We start from the raw sequence: 19,933 nt of genomic DNA, 5'->3' as shown, positions 1-19,933 counted from the left end.
GGACCGTGAAACGACGTTGCGCCGATGATAGTGCGTCAACACGTGTGAAAGTAGGTCATCGTCAGGCTCAGTTATATGTAGCAACCAATCCGCCCCGACAGTTCGCTGTCGGGGCGGTTTGCGTTTACGCGCGTTAAACGTTAACTTCCTGAATTAAGCACCACAAACCCGGCGTCGATCAAGATGGTTCAATCTGTGACTTGGCGTCTGTGCAAATCGATGGCGTTGCAAACCGGAGTTGAATCGCATCTTTGCAGTGGACGTCGCAATCTAATCCGGCATGTCATCAATTTTTTCTCGCCACTAACCTTGTGTCTGTGTAACGAAGGAGCTCTTTAGCACTGCAACATGTTCTACCCACTGTTTTTGCTTTGTTGAAAATATAGGAATACCAAACCGATTGGCGCAATGAAGACGGCACCGACCCAGCAAAGTATCATCGTCATCAATTTCACGGTCATCAGTAGAACCACATTGACGAAGAACATATTGTTTCCCGTTATAAAGTCGACGATGCTTTCGTACACGTACGGGAATATGGGTATAGCAAGGTGTTGATCGTCGCAAAAAAACCATCCATGGTGACACGCCCTGCGAACCCCTGGATGATATAAACATGACAACGGCTAGAAGTAGTAACCCGAAAAAAACTGCCGGAAGTAGTAGGACTTCGACAGACCTCCGAATGTCTCTGTAAATACTGGATGCATTGCTTGCTTTCTCCAACGACGATTAAGTTTGAACTATGGCAAGGCAATTTACTTGGTCGAAGCCAACGATTTAAAACTTGGAGACATTCGCGCCGGATGCCGTAACGCTAACATTCATGTTCAACAAATTTTATGAGCGTCTCTACGTGCTTAACTATTGTATCTGGGACGATATTTGTGCTGCATCAACTCCACACGCCGTCGTTTCGTTTTTCGCCCGAGCTACTGTTATCGCCGGGTGCCGGGTTCCTTGCTGAATGCCGTCATACCGCTTGCGCAAATTCTTTCTTTTGAATCTGGATATCTATGGTGAGGTGCGACACCGGAAATCTGATCCTGCGCTTATCGCTCTCTATATGACCGAGGCTATGACATAAATAGAACGGATTGGCAGGAATCAGTCAATTTCCAGTCTGTGGTACACACCTGCATCCGTGGTCGGCGGGCATTGTCAGTCGCAATCTTTCGCTTCCCCCTCACTTCAGCAGCATGCGGGCGTTCGCTGTGGTTTTTTCAGCGCATCCGAACACGCTTCGATACAAAAAGTAGTGATGAAAATATGATCGCCAGGTAAAAAATGTCTCCGTTGTCATTAAAATTATTACTCTTTTTTCTGCATTCAAGAGTGTTATGTGGAATCGCAAACTCCTTGTAAATGGCCTCATTAAATTAGATGAGCGGGTAGTAAAACCGCTCATCTATTTTTTTGGGGGAAAGCATGGACGATATTTCATCAAAAGTGGCATCAGGAAGATGCTGCATGTTGATAAGCCGGATAAGTGAATGGCTCGTCAACGTTCCCGATAATGTAAAAAAGTTGGGACAGACCAAGCTTAAGTCGAATAAAAAAAAGTTCTTTAGCGGTGGTGTACTGATAGCGGCGACCTTCATGCCGCTCGTGCTCGTCAACGCACAAACTACCGTGGCGCCTGTCACAAACATTACTAGCTTGGCCCTGATGTCTGGAATACCTAGCCCCGGTACGATTGCGTTGTTATTGCCGGATGGGTTGGCGATAACAAATCCCGGTGTGACTGCCTGGCTGGATGCTGCCCGGGAAGAGGGCCTTCGAATAGAAACGTTAACCGATACACAGTTTCTTGCGCTCGGATCCGGTGCAAATGCCTACCGGGGTTTGATTTTGCCAGATGGATTTCATGTCACAGCGCCAGAGACACTCGTCACGGCAATACAAAATTATGTAACGGGTGGCGGTCAGGCGATGCTGGTCTATGATTTTGGAGCGCTGACTTCTGATGGAGCGTATGCAATACCTAAATCCCGGTTTAGTACTCTGGCAGGTGTCGACTACTTGCTCTACGACGAATTGCGTGACCGAACTACCGGTCTCGGGCCAATTACTGGTTTGGAAAGCAACCTCAGGCAGATTCAGGTTCCACCTGGAAAGTCGATGCTGTTTGCCAGCAGCGCTACCAGCCCTGCGATTAGTGCCGCCAAGGCGGCAGTTGCGCCGCAAATTAGTACGACCTCCGCCAAGGTCATCGCCACCGAAACAGGTTCGCTTAAAAGTGCGAACCTTGCTCCCAATGAAGCACTGTACCTGCCTGTTGGGCCAAGCAATCCTGGTGGTGTACTCGGTTACGATCATGCACAGCAGTTCAAGGCAGATCCGATCGACAAGCATACCCTTGTACGTACGGCAACGGGTCCGGTTGCTTCAAAAACCACCACGCCAACAGTGCCGTCTACGGCGCTGAGATCACTGAATGGTCCCGCTCCCACCAAGACAGCAGTGGCACCGCCACTTAAGTTTAATACCGCAAAGAAATTACCGGTGGTTAACGACACGACACCGCTCACTACAACCACTTCTGGAATTGGTGTAGCCAGACCCTTGTCATTTGCGGCAGTAACTACTGCTGCAACAGACAGTGTGCATGCCGTCAGCGGGTATGTTTACGGAGCGCTGACTTATCCTACTTTTGTCACGCGTGGAACGTTCGCCGGAACACAACTCGCAAACTCACCGCAATTCGGCCTGGTTGCAGGCATAAATCCGGTAGGTAGCGGCAAAGTACTATTCGTCAATGCGCCGTTGACCTATTTGAAAGGTGGCGCAGACGGGATGCTGATGCATGGATTTCTGCATTACTTTGCTAACGACATGTTGAAATTACCGCGATTGTCGACAATGCCGAATGCCCGTGCCGGTCTGACACTGAACTGGCATCTCTGCTCCAACTTCACAACGGATATGGCGCAGTTGACCCGGCAAGGTGTTTTTACCAATGGTCCATTTTCAATCCACATCACTGCTGGTCCTGACACAATTGCTTTCGGCGATCGTCTGGGATGGAATTTGCCTCTCAATACTGCAGCGCAAACGATGTTGCGTAATCTCCAGTCACAGGGACATCGGATCGGCAACCACGGTGGCTGGATTCATGATTACTTCGGCGAAAACGCCTCCGAAAGCAATCAAGCCACATTCCAGCAGTATCTCGACTTGAACAAGAACGCCGTCGAAGCTGCGATAGGACGCCCTACGATCGAGTATGCAGCGCCGCAGGGAAATACGCCATCATGGGCCATGAACTGGCTTGAGCAGAATGGCGTCGTTGGTACGTATTACCTTGGTCATACCGGCATGGGGCCAACGCGCAACTATAGCGACGGTGTGTTCAAGAATCCGAAATTGTGGATCAATCCTGTGATGCCGCTCGGATTGTATGCAACGTTTGAAGAATTTATTGAATACAACATACCAAAACAAAATGTAATCGATTGGTACAAGCAAATGATCGATTTCAGCGTTCAAAATCGGACAAACCGGTTGATTTACATGCATCCGAATGGCGCTGCGGAATGGTCAGATGTTGTCTTGAACATGCTGGCGTATGCCAAGACACAAAAGCAGGCTGGCAAGTTCGCCTGGTACACCATTGCTGACATTGATAATTTCATGAATGCGCGCAGCAAGGTCGGCTGGAACGAAACGGTCTCTGCTACCGGTGTTCGGCAATACACGGCGACTCATCCGACAAATCTGGCGAGGATGAGCTGGATTTTTCCCAAGACCGGATTCGCGAAACCATTGGTCACCGCTGGTACAGCAACGGTATCTGATGGCGGTGATAGCTGGTTGGTGGTTGCCAGCGGTGGTAAAACACTCAGTTTCTCTGCCAACCCGATTTGACAGATTGTTTTATGACTACATTTTTACGGCGCGCTATAGATTCCCTCTAGCGCGTCGTTTTTAGTAATGAGAACAGTCTCATTGGCAGAACGTCGACAAACAAGTCGTGTTGACGTCGCTAACGGGCTTTATTGGAAGCACCGCGTCTGATTGCTTCAGGCAGTCAGAATTAACTTGTTCAAGTGAGTGACGCGCATCCTGTAAATACGTCCGTGATGCTCAATTTCAATTTCACGCTCTTGCTGGAAGAGGTCGTTGCTTTGATAACGAGTTGGTGCAAGACTTTGTGCGGTTGCTGTAACCGGTGCGTCCTGATCAGACTGGGTTTTTTGAAGATCCATGATGTACTCCCTTTTCAAATGAGAACTTATCGCATTTGGAGTATCGATCGACTTAGCACGGATTGCAAGGCTTTTTTTCCTTGCATCGATTGTTCGTTGTCTGCGCTCACGTTGCTACTGTCGTGGGGCTGTCGGCCGGATTTTTTCAATGCAGGTTAGTGTCTTGATTGGAAGTAATTTTATCCGGCTAACCCACCCGAGAGATGCTAATTAATTGGCCCAACTCGACCTCATCAGCATTAGTCGCTGCCAGGAGATTTTTGGGCGGAAAAACAGGAAAAGTTCAGTCGGCGGCCTTTCCTGGCGGAAGGTCGGTCAGCAGACAAATTATCTGTGGTGGGCGATGACAATAACGCGGCATCCGAACCAGACGGCGTTTCTGATTGCGCCTGCACATTTCCGGGTGATGCTTTCGACGTACGCGCATCGGAAAGTTCTTTAAGTTTATTCAAAACCTTGAGATTATCCTCGCCTCTTTTGACTGCGTCCGAGGCATTATTTGATTGCGCAAACCGTAACGCTGATTCTTTTAAGCGGATTAACGCTGCAATCGACAACACAGGTGTTGATTTTATGTACACCGTATCGGTTTCGAGGCCGCGAAACCTGTTGTCGGTTCTGGATGCGGCGACGACATCAACGTTCAATGTCTCAGTAAATTTAAATGTAGTACCGCGAGACTTCGCCGGTTCGTCAGGATTCGCTGAGGCAACTGGCTTCTCACAAATACTGAGCAGGCCGTTTTCATTGGTAAGGACATCGGCATCACCTGGCTGCCAATTTTTCGCCGTTTCCGAATTCAAATCGTGACCGTGGATCTGCATTGCCACGCTACCGATGAACGCCCATTGTTGAGTCTCTGCAGCAAAGAGGTCTGCCAGATCCGCGAGATCTGATCGCCCCATTGTGTTTTCAAGAAAATCACGATGGGGTCTGATGATCGCTCTTGATGTTCCAGCTTGCGCCGATGCAACGGGTGTCTGCAAAGGGGTAGCCTGACCGTATGCGTGTTGTAGATTTTGTGGAATTCTGCCCCTTTGCGGTGAACCAGGCGGTGTAGATTCGCCCGTCCCCCTGCTCGGGCTTAGTAATTCGACACTAGCCAAATTGGTTCGTTGTGGCGTGCTAGCGAAGTCAGGTGACGTTCTTGCTGCGTGGCGCGGTGAGACTGATGGCGAAGTACGATGTTGCATGGCATGGTCCGTTCAAGAAGAGGATTGAGATACTTCTGTACCGGGAGCACTAATTCAGTTCCAGCCAAGATGCAAAAAAGTGTGAGTGATGTTCTCGAAACGCCGCTGAAAAAATCGCTGGTGACTGGTGATGACGTTGCCTGTATTAGCGATGTATCACCACCAGCAACGCCTTCGCCTCGGTCTTGCCGGAATTGCGTATGGCATGCGGTTTGTCCGCGTCATAGCGCGCAGTACCGCCCATCTTCAGTTTCTTTTTCAGGCCGTCAACTTCGATGTCGACAGTTCCATGCAGCATGGTCAGGTGTTCGGTGGTTCCTGGATCATGCGGATTTGACACTAACGCACCACCAGCTACCAGCGTCAATTCATACCATTCATATTTGCCGGCGAGCGACATCGGACCAAGGATGCGCAGGACATAACCTGCATGGTCGCCCGACAGTGTCGGCGTTTCATGTGGTTCCAGAATACTGATTTGTTCGACCGGACGCGTCTCCGACGACAGCAGTTCGGCGATAGTGACACCCAGCGCATTCGCCAGACGCCAGGCAACGGCAATCGTGGGATTTGCCTTTTCACGTTCGATCTGCGACAGCATGGATTTTGATACGCCAGCCGCACGCGACAGGTCTTCCAGAGTCAGTCCACGTTCAAGCCGCATGCGCTGCAAGGTGGCCCCAACTTCAGGTGGGGTTGCGGGGACGACAGGAATTTTCATAAGCGCGCTTGCAAATTGGGGGAAGGGTGTCTACTATCCACTATATTGAAATTAAGTTCTACATAATGGAATTTAAGAAAACTGATGAACCGGTTCGATGTCATCTGATCGACTCCGATTCTACCAACTGTCGAGGGCGCCATGGATATCAATAGCAAGCAGAATTTTTTTGTTGGACTGGACCGGGAGCTGGAGCGGCTCAAAACCGCAGGCTTGTACAAGAACGAACGTGTACTCGCTTCGCGCCAGGGCGCCGAAGTCGTTTGCGACGATGGTCGCACCCTGATCAATCTTTGCGCTAACAATTATCTTGGTTTGTCCGGCGAGGAATCCATGGTTCGCGCAGCGATCGACGCCACCGAGCGATATGGCTATGGCCTGTCGTCGGTCAGGTTCATTTGCGGCACGCAGACCGTCCACAAACAACTCGAAAAAGCCCTGTCTGACTTCCTCGGCATGGATGACACCATTCTCTACGCGGCGGCGTTCGACGCTAACGGTGGCTTGTTCGAACCGCTGTTCGACGAGAACGACGCCATCATTTCCGATGCTCTCAACCACGCCTCGATCATCGACGGCATCCGCCTGTGCAAGGCGGCACGCCTGCGCTACCAGCATAACGACATGGCCGATCTCGAAGCGCAGTTGCAGGCCGCAGCGGGCAAGCGCCACGTAATCATCGCCACCGATGGCGTGTTTTCTATGGATGGCACGATCGCCCGGCTCGATAAAATTTGCGACCTCGCTGACAAGTATGGCGCGCTGGTCATGATCGATGAATGCCACGCCTCCGGTTTCATGGGGGCTACCGGACGCGGTACGCACGAACATCATCACGTCATGGGACGCGTCGATATCATCACCGGCACGCTGGGCAAAGCGCTCGGCGGTGCAATGGGTGGATTCACTGCCGCACGCAAGGAAGTCATCGACACGTTGCGCCAGAAATCCCGTCCGTACCTGTTTTCGAACAGCCTGGCACCTGCGATTGCAGGCGCATCGCTGGCCGTGCTGGAGCAACTTGCATCGTCCACCGCACTGCGTGACCGCCTGCATGCGAACACGGCGTACTTCCGCAGCGCGATTGCTGCGCTGGGTTTTACGATCAAGCCGGGCACCCATCCTGTCGTTCCGGTGATGCTGTTCGACGCACCCGTGGCGCAACGTTTTGCGGCGCGGCTGTACGAGCTGGGCGTGCTGGTGACCGGTTTCTTTTATCCGGTGGTGCCGATGGGGCAGGCGCGGGTACGGGTGCAGTTATCGGCGGCACACACGACGGCACAGCTCGATCAGGCACTTGCGGCATTTGCTCAGGCTGGTCGCGAACTGGGTTTGCTCGACACCACCGGAGTCGCATGATGGAACGCATCCTGGTAATTGGCGCGAATGGCCAGATCGGTAGCGAACTGGTCGCGGCACTCGCGCAACAGCATGGTTCTGACAATGTGATTGCCGCTGACCTCGGTCCGCGCAACCTGTTCGGCGCGGACCGTTACGAAGCCATTGACGTACTCGACCGCAAGCTGGTGGCGACCTTGATCGATCATTACAACGTCACGCAGGTCTACCAACTGGCCGCCCTGCTATCGGTCACCGGCGAGCAGGCGCCACTGAAGGCCTGGACGCTGAACATGGATGGCTTGCTGAACATCCTTGAAATAGCCCGTGAGCGCACGCAGGCCGGAAAGCCATTGCGGGTCTTCTGGCCATCCTCGATCGCCGCATTTGGCCCGCACACGCCGCAAGTCAACACCCCCCAATTCACAGTGATGGATCCAACCACGATCTATGGCATCAGCAAGCTGGCTGGCGAGCGTTTGTGCGAGTACTACTTCAGCAAGTATGGCGTCGATGTCCGCAGCATCCGCTATCCGGGCATCATCAGCTACAAGTCGCCCCCGGGTGGTGGTACGACCGATTACGCGATTGCGATTTTTCATGCCGCGTTGCGCGGCGAAGCCTATCCGTGCTACCTCGGTCCGGACACCACACTGCCGATGATTTACATGTCCGATGCCATTCGCGCCACCATCGCCCTGATGGATGCACCAGCCGGGCAAGTCAAGGTGCGTTCTTCGTACAACGTCGCCGGTCTGAGTTTCAATCCGGCGCAACTGGCGGCAGCCATTCGCACACAGCGGCCTGCATTTCGTATCGAGTACGCTCCCGACGCGCGTCAAGGCATTGCCGACACCTGGCCGCACAGTCTCGATGATGCGCAGGCCAGGGCCGACTGGGGCTGGCAACCACGCATCGGTCTGGAGCACATGGTCGACGACATGTTGCATAACGTAAAAGTCACGCCGCGCGAACTCAGTCACGCCGCCTGACAAAGCGGGCAGGGCAGCAGGCGCGGCGGCTATAATGGCAGCCAATTCAACGACGCCTGCTCCTTCACTTCTATGCGCTATGTCTCGACCCGCGGCCACGCCGCGCAACCAACTTTTTCCGACATTCTGCTGGGTGGCCTGGCGCCCGATGGCGGGCTGTATTTGCCGGCAGAGTATCCGCAAGTATCCGGTGCCGAACTCGACCTCTGGCGCGGTCTGTCCTACGCCGACCTGGCACTGGAAATTCTGAAAAAATTCGCCACGGATATTCCGGCAATCGACCTGAAAGCACTGACCGACAAGACCTACCGGGCCGAGGTCTACCGCAACACCCGCGCCGGCGAATCGGCTGAACGCATCACCCCGCTGCACGTCATCGAACAGGACGGCGACAAGACGCTGTTGCTGCAGGCGCTGTCGAATGGCCCGACGCTGGCCTTCAAGGACATGGCGATGCAGATGCTCGGCAACCTGTTCGAATACACGCTCGACAAGCAGCATGCCGAACTGAATATTTTTGGTGCGACCTCCGGCGACACCGGTAGTGCTGCCGAATACGCCATGCGCGGCAAGCGTGGCATTCGCGTCTTCATGCTGTCGCCGCACCTGAAAATGAGTGCATTCCAGACCGCGCAAATGTTCAGCCTGCAAGACGAGAATATTTTCAATATCGCGATCAAGGGTGTGTTCGACGATTGCCAGGACATGGTCAAGGCGGTCTCGAACGATCTCGATTTCAAGTCTCGCTACAAGATCGGTACCGTCAATTCGATCAACTGGGCACGCGTGGTAGCGCAGGTCGTCTACTACTTCCGTGGCTATCTGGATGCCACCACCAGCAATGATCAGAAGGTCTCGTTCACTGTTCCTTCCGGCAATTTCGGCAATATCTGCGCCGGCCACATTGCCCGCATGATGGGCTTGCCGATCGACCAGCTGATCGCCGCCACCAATGAAAACAACGTGCTCGACGAATTTTTTCGTACCGGCATCTACCGTGTCCGCAAATCAGCCGAGACCTATCACACCACCAGCCCCAGCATGGACATCAGCAAGGCGTCGAACTTCGAGCGCTTCGTTTTTGATTTGCTGGACAGGGATGCCCCGCGCGTCAAAGCGCTGTTTGCCAAGGTCGAGACCGATGGCGGGTTCGACCTGTCCGGCGCACCGGGAAGCGACGGTGATGAATTCCGGAAAATCGCGCAGTTCGGTTTTGCATCGGGCTGTTCACGTCACGAAGATCGCCTGGCCACGATCCGCGACCTGCATGCCCGCTACGGCCTGACCATCGATACCCACACCGCTGATGGGATAAAAGTCGCGCGCGAATATGCCAAACCAGGAGTACCCATGATCGTGCTGGAAACCGCCTTGCCCGCCAAATTCAACGAAACCATCCGCGAAGCACTCGGCGCCGATGCCGTGCGCCCGGCAGGTTTCGACGGCATCGAAAACCTGCCGCAGCGGTTTGACATCATGGATGCCGACGTCAGTCAGGTCAAAGCGTTCATCGTGGCGCAGACCGGTTTATGACAGCGCCTCGACCGCCGATGCTGCCGGTTGCCGATGCGCTCGCCTTGCTGCTGGCGGCGGCACAGCCTCTGACCGAACACGAAATCGTACCGACGCTGTCGGCCAACGGACGTGTGCTGGCGCTGGCGCAATCATCGCAACTCGATGTGCCGCCGATGGATAACACGCAAATGGATGGCTATGCCGTGCGCTCGGCGGATTGCAGCGACGGCGCGGCGCGGTTGCGCGTGGCACAGCGCATTCCTGCCGGTCACGTCGGTCAGCCTTTATTGCCGGGAACCGCAGCGCGCATTTTTACCGGTGCGTTGATCCCGGACGGTGCCGATGCAGTCGTCATGCAGGAACAATGCACTGCCGATGGCGACGACGTCATCGTCGCGCATGCGCCTGCGTCGGGTGAATGGATACGCCGGCGTGGTGAAGACATCCGTGCCGGCGACGACATCCTGCCGGCCGGCACCCGGTTGCGCGCCCAGGAACTCGGACTGGCCGCCTCGGTGGGGCTGGCCACATTGCCAGTCGTGCGCAAGGTCAAGGTCGCGGTATTTTTTACCGGCGATGAACTGGCCATGCCGGGCGAGGTGCTCAAACCCGGCGCGATCTACAACTCGAACCGCTTCACCCTGCGCGGCCTGCTGGAAAACCTCGGTTGCGAGATCACCGACTACGGCATCGTGCCCGACACGCTCGTCGCCACCCGCGACACCTTGCGTCGCGCCGCACAGGAACATGACCTGATCATCACATCCGGCGGCGTGTCGGTCGGCGAAGAAGACCACATCAAGCCGGCGGTCGAATCCGAAGGCCGGCTCACGATGTGGCAGATCGCCGTCAAGCCGGGCAAGCCGCTGGCTTTCGGCGAGGTCGATCGGGCTGCACAAAACCAGGGCAAAGCGTTTTTCCTTGGCTTGCCGGGCAACCCGGTATCGAGCTTTGTCACCTTCCTGTTGTTTGTGCGGCCGTTCATCTTGCGGCTGCAGGGCGTCAACAGCGTGACACCGCAGGCGTATGCACTGCGTGCCGGTTTCACCTGGCCCAAGCCGGACCGGCGCAACGAATTCCTGCGCGCGCGGATAAACGCGGATGGCTCCGTCGCCCTGTTTCCGAACCAGGGTTCTGGCGTGCTGACCTCGACCGTCTGGGGCGATGGCCTGATCGATAATCCGGCCGGACAAGCCATCGCGCCGGGCGACATCGTGCGCTTCATCCCCTTTACCGAATTGTTGAATTGATGGCGGCACGCATGCAGATCGAACTACGTTTTTTTGCCAGTGTGCGTGAGCTGCTGGGGACCGGGCGCGAATCGCTGGAGGTGCCGGAACAGGTGCGCACCGTAGGCGATCTGCGGCAATTCCTGCGTGAACGTGGCAGCGTGTGGGCCGAGGCGCTGGCCGAACAGCGTGCGTTGCGCATGGCGGTCGACCAGACCATGTCGGATGCCACAACCGCACTGTCGGATGGCTGTGAGGTCGCTTTTTTTCCACCGGTAACGGGGGGGTGATGATGTTCCTGATACGAGTAATGCGATGACGATCCAGGCCTGGTTGCTCTATTTTGCGGCGGTCTGCGTGCTGGTCGCAACACCCGGACCCGCCGTGCTGATGTGCGTGACGAATGCCGTTCAGTTTGGCGTACGGCGTGCCCTCATCAGTGCACTCGGCAGTCTCACGGCGGTGTGCATCGTGATGACGATCTCGGCGGTCGGGCTGGGCGCGGCACTGGCGACATCCGAATCCGTATTCACTGCCATCAAATGGTTCGGCGTGGTGTACCTGATCTGGCTCGGCCTGAAGACATTTCGCTCGCGCCAATCGAGTTTCGAGTTCACCACCGGCACCGGTCAGCCGGCGACAAAATCGTCACTCGGCCTGTATCTCCAGGGCTTTCTGGTCGGTGCCAGCAACCCCAAGGCGCTGCTGTTTTTCACGGCATTTTTCCCGCAATTCCTGAATCCTGATTTGCCGCGACTCCCGCAATTCCTGATCCTCGGTGCCACCTTCGTCTGCTGCGAATTATTCGGCCTGATGACGTATGCCCATTGCGCCGCACGGATCGCACCTTGGTTGCGTGCACCAGGCCGGGCGCGTCGGTTCAATCGGGTCACTGGCGCGGCATTCATCGGCGCTGGTGCGTTGCTTGCCACCGTCAACCGGAGCTGACACAGTATGATGATCCGTATCCAGCAACATGATTTCGACATGACGACCGAGCTCGCACAGCTGCGCGCCGGCAGTCCGCAAGTCGGTGCGATTGTCAGCTTCGTCGGCACCGTGCGCGATATCAATGACGGTTCACCGGTGAGTCAGATGGAGCTGGAACATTACCCCGGCATGACCGAAAAATCGATCGACGCCATCCTCGTGCAGGCGCAGGCACGCTGGCCGATTGCGGACGCGCTGGTGATCCACCGGATCGGCCCGCTGTTGCCGACCGACCAGATCGTGCTGGTGGCCGTGGCCGCAGCCCATCGCGGCGAAGCCTTTGCCGCCTGCGAATTCATCATGGATTATCTGAAGACCCAGGCGCCGTTCTGGAAAAAGGAACAGACGCCGGACGGCGCGCGCTGGGTCGATGCACGCGTGGTCGACGACATGGCACTCGACAAATGGGCCGCCAGGCCATGACCTGGCTGGCCGTCGGCCTGGGCGCCGCGCTGGGTGCCTGGCTACGCTGGGGACTCGGGATCTGGCTCAACGCTGCACAAAATCCGGTGCAATTCGGCACTCTGGCGGCCAACCTTGGCGGCGGTTTCCTGATCGGCATGGCGGTGGCGTTTTTCCAGGCCAACACTTCGTTGCCGATCGAATGGCGCTTGTTTCTGATCACCGGATTTCTCGGCGGGCTGACGACGTTCTCGACCTTTTCAGCCGAGGCCATGCTGCTGCTGCAGCGCGGACAGTACCTGTGGGTCTTCACTCATTCGGCAGTGCATCTGGTCGGTTCGATCGGTTGCTGCATCGCGGGCTATGCAAGTTGGCGCGCACTGACGGCGTAAGCAAGAAACCGCGACTCGTGGTAGGAATAGCCAGCAATGGCTTGAAAAGTCACGGCCACGCCCAATATGTGGAAGATCGAATCTTCTGCGGAGTCCACAATGCGTCTCGACAAACTCACCACCAAACTGCAGGAAGCGCTGTCCGATGCGCAAAGCCTGGCCGTTGGTAACGACAATCCCTACATCGAACCGGCCCACTTGCTGGTGGCACTGCTCAACCAGGATGACGGCGGTGCGCGTTCGCTGTTGCAGCGTGCTGGCGCCAATCTGGGCGGCCTGACCGCAGCACTCAAATCAGCGATGGAGCGCTTGCCCAAAGTCTCCGGTACCGGTGGCGAAGTACAGGTCGGGCGCGAACTCGGCGCCTTGCTCAATGTGGCCGACAAGGAAGCCCAGAAGCGCGGCGACCAGTTCATCGCCAGCGAAATGATCCTGCTCGGTTTGACCGATGACAAGTCCGAAGCCGGCAAGGCAGCACGTGAAAATGGCTTGACCCGCAAAGCGCTGGAAGCGGCCATCGACGCCGTCAGTGGCGGAGCGCAAGTCAACTCCGCCGACTCGGAAGGGCAACGGGAAGCGCTGGCCAAATACACGATTGACCTGACCGAACGGGCACGCCTCGGCAAGCTCGATCCGGTCATTGGCCGTGACGATGAAATCCGTCGCGCCATTCAAGTTTTGCAACGTCGCACCAAGAACAATCCGGTCCTGATTGGCGAACCGGGGGTCGGCAAGACCGCCATCGTCGAAGGATTGGCGCAGCGCATTGTCAATGGTGAAGTCCCGGACAGCCTGAAATCCAAACGCGTCCTGTCACTCGACATGGCCGCGCTGGTCGCTGGTGCCAAATACCGCGGCGAATTCGAAGAGCGTCTGAAAGCCGTGCTCAAAGACCTGGCCAAGGATGAAGGCCAGACCATCGTCTTTATCGATGAATTGCACACCATGGTTGGTGCCGGCAAGGCCGATGGCGCCATGGATGCAGGCAACATGCTCAAGCCGGCGCTGGCACGCGGCGAATTGCATTGCGTCGGTGCGACCACGCTGGACGAGTATCGCAAGTACATCGAAAAAGACGCCGCACTGGAGCGTCGTTTCCAGAAAATTCTGGTCGCCGAGCCGACCGTCGAAGCCACCATCGCCATCCTGCGCGGCTTGCAGGAACGCTACGAAGTCCATCATGGTGTCGACATCACCGACCCGGCCATCGTCGCGGCAGCCGAACTGTCGCATCGCTACATTACCGACCGCTTCCTGCCCGACAAGGCGATCGACCTGATCGATGAAGCCGCCGCCAAGATCAAGATCGAAATCGATTCGCGCCCTGAAGTGATGGACAAACTGGATCGCCGCACGATTCAATTAAAAATCGAACGCGAAGCGATCAGAAAAGAAAAAGACGAAGCATCGCAACGTCGGTTGTCGCTGATCGAAGAAGAAATCCTGCGGGGCGAGCGCGAGTACGCCGACCTCGAAGAAATCTGGCGCGCCGAAAAAGCGGCCGTGCAAGGCAGTCAGCACATCAAGGAAGAGATCGAACAGGTCCGTCTGCAGATGGAAGAAGCCACGCGCAAGAGCGACTGGCAAACCGTCTCCGAGCTGCAATACGGCAAACTGCCCGAACTCGAAAAAGCGCTGGAAGCGCAGTCGCGCCAGGATGAACAAACCAGCAACACCAGCGGTAGCGGCAAACCAAAGCTGTTGCGCACCCAGGTCGGTGCCGAGGAAATCGCTGAAATCGTCTCGCGCGCCACCGGCATCCCGGTCTCGAAAATGATGCAGGGGGAGCGTGACAAGCTGGTGCACATGGAAGAGTTTCTGCACCAGCGCGTGATCGGCCAGCATGAAGCGATCGTGGCCGTGTCGGACGCGATCCGCCGTTCGCGGGCCGGACTGTCGGATCCGAACCGGCCGTACGGCTCATTCATGTTTCTCGGGCCCACCGGTGTCGGCAAGACGGAGTTGTGCAAGGCGTTGGCCGGCTTTTTGTTCGATACCGAAGAATCCATGATCCGCATCGACATGTCAGAATTCATGGAAAAGCATTCGGTGGCCCGCCTGATCGGTGCGCCGCCAGGCTATGTCGGATACGACGAAGGTGGTTATCTGACCGAGGCCGTGCGGCGCCGGCCATACAGCGTGATCCTGCTCGATGAAATCGAAAAGGCCCATCCGGATGTCTTCAATGTGCTCCTGCAGGTGCTCGACGATGGCCGCATGACCGACGGCCAAGGGCGCACCGTCGACTTCAAGAACACCGTCATCGTGATGACCTCGAACCTTGGCTCGCACAAGATCCAGGCAATGGAAGAGAGCGAGCCGGCCTTGGTCAAGATGGCCGTGATGGCAGAAGTGCGACAGCATTTCCGGCCAGAGTTCATCAATCGGATCGATGAAATCGTGGTCTTCCATGCCCTCGATGAAAAGCATATCGGCGCAATCGCACGCATCCAGCTCAAGATCCTGGAACAGCGCCTGGGCAAGATGGACATGCGTCTGGAGATCACCGAAGCGGCATTGCAGAAGATTGCCGAAGCCGGTTTCGATCCGGTCTATGGCGCTCGTCCACTGAAACGGGCAATCCAGCAGCAGATCGAAAATCCGCTGTCGAAGCAAATTCTGGAAGGCAAATACGGGCCGAAGGATTTGATCCTGATTGATGTGGATCATGGGGATTTGACGTTCGGGAAAGGCGTGGCCGAGGTGTAATACGCACTGCCGGAGATGGTTGCTGCCGTTCTTGTCAGCGATAAAAAAATGGGCGCGATCTGCATCGTGCCCATTTTTTATGGGTGCACCGCTGGTGGTTACACGCTGACCTGTTCCTCCTGCCGGAAGAATGCTGCCTTGTCATCCGCGGGCAACTTCGCATAAATCCGGTTGAGCCCGCTGATGACGGCCAGCACTGATGCGGTCACGATATTGGCATGCATGCCGACGCCGAACACGGTGCCCGGCACATTGTCGGTGACCACTTCCGCAAACGTTACCGCCGTCGCATCGGCGCCCTGACCCATCGCCCGCTCTTCATAGCTGTGCAACTTTGCCTGCACGCGCAGCGCATGCAGCAGGGCATCGATCGGGCCATTGCCCTCGCCACTCAAAGTGACCTGACGTCCGAACAGGCTGACGCTGAGATGCATGCCTTGCAACTGGCCGTGCTCGAACAGGCGATGGCCGATATACGTCACCGGTTCTTTTGTGGCGAAATATTCTGTCGAAAACAAGGACCAGATATCGGCTGCGACGACTTCGCCACCGGTCGCATCGGTCAGCGATTGCACCGCTGTGCTGAACTCGACCTGCAAGCGGCGTGGCATCACCATGCCGTATTCGGTTTCCAGCAGGAACGCGATACCGCCTTTGCCGGACTGGCTGTTGACGCGGATGATCGAGTCGTAGGTACGGCCCAGGTCGGCCGGATCGAGTGGGAGATACGGCACTTCCCAGAGTGTGTCCGCAGCCTGCACGGCCATGCCTTTTTTGATCGCATCCTGATGCGAGCCGGAGAACGCGGTGAAGACCAGATCACCCACATACGGATGGCGCGGATGGATCGGCAACTGGGTGCAATGTTCGACGGTGCGGGCAACCTCATTGATGTTCGAGAAATCCAGCCCGGGATGCACGCCCTGCGAATACAGATTCAGCGCCAGCGTGACCAGATCCACGTTGCCGGTACGCTCACCATTGCCAAACAGGCAGCCTTCAACCCGATCGGCACCGGCCATCACGCCCAGTTCGGCGGCGGCAACCGCGGTGCCACGGTCGTTGTGCGGATGCAAACTGAGAATGATCGCATCGCGGCGCGCGAGGTTGCGGCTCATCCATTCAACCTGGTCGGCATAGATGTTCGGCGATGCCAGTTCCACGGTGGCGGGCAAATTGATGATGACTTTACGCTCGGGTGTGGCGTCCCAGACCTCGGTTACCGCATCGCAGACTTCCTTGGCGAAGTCCAGTTCGGTGCCGGTGAAGGTTTCGGGGCTGTACTGGAACACCCAGTCTGTGTCGGGCTGCAGGGCGGCCAGGCGCTTGATGGTGCGCGCGCCTTTGATGGCGATGTCCTTGACGCCGGCCCGGTCGAGTCCAAAGACGATCTGGCGAAAGTTCGGCGAGGTCGCGTTATACAGATGAACGATGGCGCGACGTGCACCGCGCAGCGCTTCCATCGAGCGTTCGATGAGTTCGTCGCGCGCGGGTGTGAGCACTTCGATGGTGACATCGTGCGGAATCAGATCTTGTTCGATCAGTGTCCGCACAAAGCCGAAATCGGTTTCGGAGGCGGCCGGAAAAGCGACTTCGATTTCCTTGAAACCGATCTCGACCAGCGTCTGGAACATGCGCAATTTGCGTTCGACATTCATCGGCTCGAACAGCGCCTGATTGCCGTCGCGCAGGTCGGTCGACATCCAGATCGGTGGCGTGGTGATGGTCTTCGAGGGCCAGGTACGGTCAGTGAGGGCGACGGGGGCGAACGGGCGATAGCGACTTGCAGGGTTCTTCAACATGATGCGGTACTCCATGAGATGCGATGACAGAAATGGCTGGTGGCTCTCGATGCAGGATGGCTGACGGGCTGCCACGAAGTCGAGGCCCGGCAACCGTTGCTTAGTCGTGATGTGCTTGGCGCACATCGTAAATAGGGTGTCATCGGGTGTGTCATCAGCGTTCTCCGAAAAAGGGAGGCAAAAAGAGGCGCGACCAAAGCTGCCCTCCGGTGCCAGGCCGGAAGATGCAACATTGAACAGGAAGGGGGTATTTTTATGTGCGCTTGACGCGCAGCAGCAGTGACGATGACATCGTCAGCAGGGGAAGGTGATGCAGGATATAGGGGGCAGGCATGCCCTGAAAGTAATGCATGAAGCGGGCGGATGTCAAGGCGAATTCGTGCAGATACCTGCATTCCCGACGATGCGGCCGATACGGTCCCGGAGCTGCTGCACAGCACCTGTCAAACAACAACGCCACTGTTACTTAAAGTCGATTTAATTTAAAAACCATATTTACAAAAGAAGTGCGCGCGTAATAAGCTGCTCTCAAGAGATATTTCTATAGAGTAATTTTTACGCCATGGTCGACACCACTCCTTCTGCGCGCTCAATTGCCACCGGATTCACTCTGGTGGAGATGCTCGTGACGATGTCCATCGTTGCCATTTTGATGGGAATGGCCGCACCTTCGCTGCAGTCATTCATCCAGGATTCCAGGCTGACCGCCGAAGCCCAGAAATTCCTTGCAGCGATACAGACCGCCCGTAGCGAAGCATCGCGCATCAATGCCACGGCACTGCTGTGTGCCAGTGCAGACAAGGCTGCCTGCGGTAATGACTGGACCAAAAACAAGATCGTATTTGCCGATGTCGATGCCAACAGAGTCCGATCCAATGCAGAGCCGCTTGTTTTTTCAGCGGACCCATCTGCCGCGTTGATCACCATCACCGGACCGGCTGCAGGATGGCTGCAGTTCTATTCATCCGGTCAGACAAATGGTGTTGCCACTTTCAAGCTCTGTGACTCGCGGTCCGGCAATGTCGGTCGCCTGATTACGGTGGAAGCAACCGGTCGTCCCAACATGGCCATCGCCACTTGTCCATGACCATGCACACATCTCATTCCTCAAGATATGGCAACCACTGCGTGCAACGACCGCGGCAGCGTGGATTTACGCTGATCGAAGTCCTGGTTGCCATCCTGGTTCTGGCATTCGGCCTGCTTGCGCTGGCGGGGCTGCAATTGCAGATGCTGCGTTTCTCGCAGAGCGCCACGCTGCGTACCATCGCCACGGCCGAGGCGGCATCGCTGGCGGATCATGTCCTGTCGAACCGGGCCGGTCTGGCCGCCAATAGCTACAATCTTCCAGTGGCGACAGCCAAGACTGCCTGTATGACCACCGCTGGCTGCAGCAGCGCGGACCTCGCAAGCATGGGCGTGTACATGTGGAACCAGAGCGTTGCCGAATTACTCGGCCAGAATGCAGGCGGAACGATCTGCATTGATTCGACCCCCAACGACGGCACACTCGCCGCGCCCGCCTGCGACAACGTCGCCGGTGCGCCCTATGTGATCAAAATATGGTGGAAGGACGAGCGCTCCGGCGCCGTGGGTCAGTTCGTGACGAGTTTGCAGCCATGAAGACACGCACACCATGGCACCGCAGGCACGGCTTCGGGTTGATCGAAGTGATGATTTCGATTGCAATTTCGCTGGTCGTGATTCTTGCCATCAGCGGTCTCTACCTGTCGCAAAGGGCGACCTACAACACGCAAGGCGCGCTATCGCGTATCCAGGAAAACGCACGCTATCTGATGCAGGTGTTGACCCGTGACGTGCGGCTGTCTGGCTACCGCGACATCAATGCGACCGCGTCATTTGTCACCAATGCAGCCGGTAGCAAGCTGTTCATTACCGGGCGAAACGATACCGGACTCAATGGCAGTGACGAACTGACCCTGCAGTTTTTTGGTGCCTCCGACACCTCCGGCAACGCTGACGGCAGCATCACGGATTGCAGGGGAACTGCCATCGGGCGCGATACCCTGGTCACGCAAATCTATACCGTGCAACTGGATGCGACAACGAATGAGCCGGCTTTGTTTTGTGACAACGGCGGGGCTGCCGGCGCGGTTGCACTCGTCAGCGGCATAGAAAGTCTGCAATTCCTGTACGCCGTCGACATCAATAGCGATGGTGCGCGATTCAGTTACCAGCCCGAGGGCGTGGCGGACAGCAGCAAGGCCACCAGCTTGCTCATCTCGGTGGTGTTGCGCAGCACCACTGGCAACGAAGCAAAAGGGCTGACGGCGCCGGTCTTCAATCATTTTGGCGACACCTATGCCTCGGGCAATGTTGCGCCTGCGTCCGATCCGGGCAGCGTATTCAAGCCTGCCAACGATGGTCGTATCCGGAAGCACATCACGTTTTCTGTCTCGCTGCGGAATCGACTGGATTGAT

General features: G+C 56.4%; 17 protein-coding genes. 13 read left to right on the top strand and 4 right to left on the bottom strand.

What is annotated here, in order from left to right:
- The first annotated feature begins 1,428 nt into the window (after nucleotides 1–1,428).
- Nucleotides 1,429–3,867, top strand: a complete 2,439-nt coding sequence (locus tag ABD720_RS07795; RefSeq protein WP_344762698.1) for a polysaccharide deacetylase family protein — start codon at nucleotides 1,429–1,431, stop codon at nucleotides 3,865–3,867.
- A gap of 155 nt (nucleotides 3,868–4,022) precedes the next feature.
- Here the strand turns inward: ABD720_RS07795 and hemP are convergent, their stop codons facing one another.
- The 3 genes from hemP to ABD720_RS07780 form a co-directional block, all read right to left on the bottom strand.
- A complete protein-coding gene (gene hemP / locus ABD720_RS07790) occupies nucleotides 4,023–4,208 on the bottom strand; it encodes a hemin uptake protein HemP (RefSeq protein ID WP_344762697.1) in 186 nt (61 codons plus the stop codon).
- A 239-nt stretch (nucleotides 4,209–4,447) separates the two neighbouring features.
- Entirely contained in the window at nucleotides 4,448–5,194 is a 747-nt protein-coding gene (locus ABD720_RS07785) for a hypothetical protein (RefSeq protein WP_344762696.1), read from the bottom strand.
- Nucleotides 5,195–5,546: 352 nt separating this feature from the next.
- Nucleotides 5,547–6,122, bottom strand: coding sequence for a helix-turn-helix domain-containing protein (locus tag ABD720_RS07780; protein ID WP_344762695.1), 576 nt, complete (start codon nucleotides 6,120–6,122; stop codon nucleotides 5,547–5,549).
- 141 nt (nucleotides 6,123–6,263) lie between these two features.
- Between ABD720_RS07780 and kbl the strand changes: the two genes are divergently transcribed.
- From kbl to clpB, 9 genes are all read left to right on the top strand, one after another.
- Complete coding sequence (gene kbl / locus ABD720_RS07775; protein WP_344762694.1) at nucleotides 6,264–7,481, top strand: glycine C-acetyltransferase; 1,218 nt, start codon at nucleotides 6,264–6,266, stop codon at nucleotides 7,479–7,481.
- A complete protein-coding gene (locus ABD720_RS07770; protein ID WP_344762693.1) occupies nucleotides 7,481–8,452 on the top strand; it encodes an NAD-dependent epimerase/dehydratase family protein in 972 nt (323 codons plus the stop codon). Before kbl ends, ABD720_RS07770 begins: the two co-directional genes overlap by 1 nt.
- A 72-nt stretch (nucleotides 8,453–8,524) precedes the next feature.
- Nucleotides 8,525–9,985 carry a threonine synthase gene (thrC, locus tag ABD720_RS07765; protein WP_344762692.1) on the top strand — a complete coding sequence of 487 codons (1,461 nt, stop codon included), beginning with the start codon at nucleotides 8,525–8,527 and terminating at the stop codon, nucleotides 9,983–9,985.
- Nucleotides 9,982–11,217, top strand: coding sequence for a molybdopterin molybdotransferase MoeA (locus ABD720_RS07760; protein ID WP_344762691.1), 1,236 nt, complete (start codon nucleotides 9,982–9,984; stop codon nucleotides 11,215–11,217). Before thrC ends, ABD720_RS07760 begins: the two co-directional genes overlap by 4 nt.
- Before the next feature lie 11 nt (nucleotides 11,218–11,228).
- On the top strand, nucleotides 11,229–11,486 hold the full coding sequence (gene moaD / locus ABD720_RS07755; protein ID WP_344762690.1) for a molybdopterin converting factor subunit 1: 258 nt from the start codon (nucleotides 11,229–11,231) through the stop codon (nucleotides 11,484–11,486).
- 25 nt (nucleotides 11,487–11,511) lie between these two features.
- Complete coding sequence (locus ABD720_RS07750) at nucleotides 11,512–12,144, top strand: LysE family translocator (protein ID WP_344762689.1); 633 nt, start codon at nucleotides 11,512–11,514, stop codon at nucleotides 12,142–12,144.
- A 6-nt stretch (nucleotides 12,145–12,150) separates the two neighbouring features.
- Nucleotides 12,151–12,609, top strand: coding sequence for a molybdenum cofactor biosynthesis protein MoaE (locus ABD720_RS07745; RefSeq protein WP_344762688.1), 459 nt, complete (start codon nucleotides 12,151–12,153; stop codon nucleotides 12,607–12,609).
- Complete coding sequence (crcB, locus tag ABD720_RS07740) at nucleotides 12,606–12,980, top strand: fluoride efflux transporter CrcB (protein WP_344762708.1); 375 nt, start codon at nucleotides 12,606–12,608, stop codon at nucleotides 12,978–12,980. The genes ABD720_RS07745 and crcB overlap by 4 nt, the downstream gene beginning before the upstream one ends.
- Nucleotides 12,981–13,079: 99 nt before the next feature.
- A complete protein-coding gene (gene clpB, locus ABD720_RS07735) occupies nucleotides 13,080–15,689 on the top strand; it encodes an ATP-dependent chaperone ClpB (RefSeq protein WP_344762687.1) in 2,610 nt (869 codons plus the stop codon).
- Nucleotides 15,690–15,787: 98 nt separating this feature from the next.
- Here clpB and leuA read toward each other — a convergent pair whose 3' ends face one another.
- Nucleotides 15,788–17,491, bottom strand: a complete 1,704-nt coding sequence (leuA, locus tag ABD720_RS07730) for a 2-isopropylmalate synthase (protein ID WP_344762686.1) — start codon at nucleotides 17,489–17,491, stop codon at nucleotides 15,788–15,790.
- A 562-nt stretch (nucleotides 17,492–18,053) separates the two neighbouring features.
- Between leuA and ABD720_RS07725 the strand changes: the two genes are divergently transcribed.
- The 3 genes from ABD720_RS07725 to ABD720_RS07715 are packed head-to-tail and all read left to right on the top strand — an operon-like array spanning nucleotide 18,054 to nucleotide 19,932.
- Nucleotides 18,054–18,578 (top strand): GspH/FimT family pseudopilin, encoded by a 525-nt coding sequence (locus ABD720_RS07725; protein WP_344762684.1) that lies wholly within the window; start codon nucleotides 18,054–18,056, stop codon nucleotides 18,576–18,578.
- Nucleotides 18,579–18,619: 41 nt separating this feature from the next.
- Nucleotides 18,620–19,114 (top strand): type IV pilus modification protein PilV, encoded by a 495-nt coding sequence (gene pilV, locus ABD720_RS07720; protein WP_344762683.1) that lies wholly within the window; start codon nucleotides 18,620–18,622, stop codon nucleotides 19,112–19,114.
- A complete protein-coding gene (locus tag ABD720_RS07715) occupies nucleotides 19,111–19,932 on the top strand; it encodes a PilW family protein (protein ID WP_344762682.1) in 822 nt (273 codons plus the stop codon). Before pilV ends, ABD720_RS07715 begins: the two co-directional genes overlap by 4 nt.
- Nucleotide 19,933 lies beyond the last annotated feature (1 nt).

Source organism: Actimicrobium antarcticum (genome assembly GCF_039536745.1).
In the GTDB taxonomy this organism is placed as follows: Bacteria; Pseudomonadota; Gammaproteobacteria; order Burkholderiales; family Burkholderiaceae_D; genus Actimicrobium; species Actimicrobium antarcticum.
This window is presented reverse-complemented; position numbering and strand designations above follow the sequence as displayed.

Bases quoted from the DNA above. Each gene is read 5' to 3' on its own strand.
- ABD720_RS07795 (WP_344762698.1), top strand. From the start codon at position 1,429: ATGGACGATATTTCATCAAAAGTGGCATCAGGAAGATGCTGCATGTTG.
- hemP (WP_344762697.1), bottom strand. From the start codon at position 4,208: ATGGATCTTCAAAAAACCCAGTCTGATCAGGACGCACCGGTTACAGCA.
- ABD720_RS07780 (WP_344762695.1), bottom strand. From the start codon at position 6,122: ATGAAAATTCCTGTCGTCCCCGCAACCCCACCTGAAGTTGGGGCCACC.
- kbl (WP_344762694.1), top strand. From the start codon at position 6,264: ATGGATATCAATAGCAAGCAGAATTTTTTTGTTGGACTGGACCGGGAG.
- ABD720_RS07770 (WP_344762693.1), top strand. From the start codon at position 7,481: ATGGAACGCATCCTGGTAATTGGCGCGAATGGCCAGATCGGTAGCGAA.
- thrC (WP_344762692.1), top strand. From the start codon at position 8,525: ATGCGCTATGTCTCGACCCGCGGCCACGCCGCGCAACCAACTTTTTCC.
- ABD720_RS07760 (WP_344762691.1), top strand. From the start codon at position 9,982: ATGACAGCGCCTCGACCGCCGATGCTGCCGGTTGCCGATGCGCTCGCC.
- moaD (WP_344762690.1), top strand. From the start codon at position 11,229: ATGCAGATCGAACTACGTTTTTTTGCCAGTGTGCGTGAGCTGCTGGGG.
- ABD720_RS07750 (WP_344762689.1), top strand. From the start codon at position 11,512: ATGACGATCCAGGCCTGGTTGCTCTATTTTGCGGCGGTCTGCGTGCTG.
- ABD720_RS07745 (WP_344762688.1), top strand. From the start codon at position 12,151: ATGATGATCCGTATCCAGCAACATGATTTCGACATGACGACCGAGCTC.
- crcB (WP_344762708.1), top strand. From the start codon at position 12,606: ATGACCTGGCTGGCCGTCGGCCTGGGCGCCGCGCTGGGTGCCTGGCTA.
- clpB (WP_344762687.1), top strand. From the start codon at position 13,080: ATGCGTCTCGACAAACTCACCACCAAACTGCAGGAAGCGCTGTCCGAT.
- leuA (WP_344762686.1), bottom strand. From the start codon at position 17,491: ATGTTGAAGAACCCTGCAAGTCGCTATCGCCCGTTCGCCCCCGTCGCC.
- ABD720_RS07725 (WP_344762684.1), top strand. From the start codon at position 18,054: ATGGTCGACACCACTCCTTCTGCGCGCTCAATTGCCACCGGATTCACT.
- ABD720_RS07715 (WP_344762682.1), top strand. From the start codon at position 19,111: ATGAAGACACGCACACCATGGCACCGCAGGCACGGCTTCGGGTTGATC.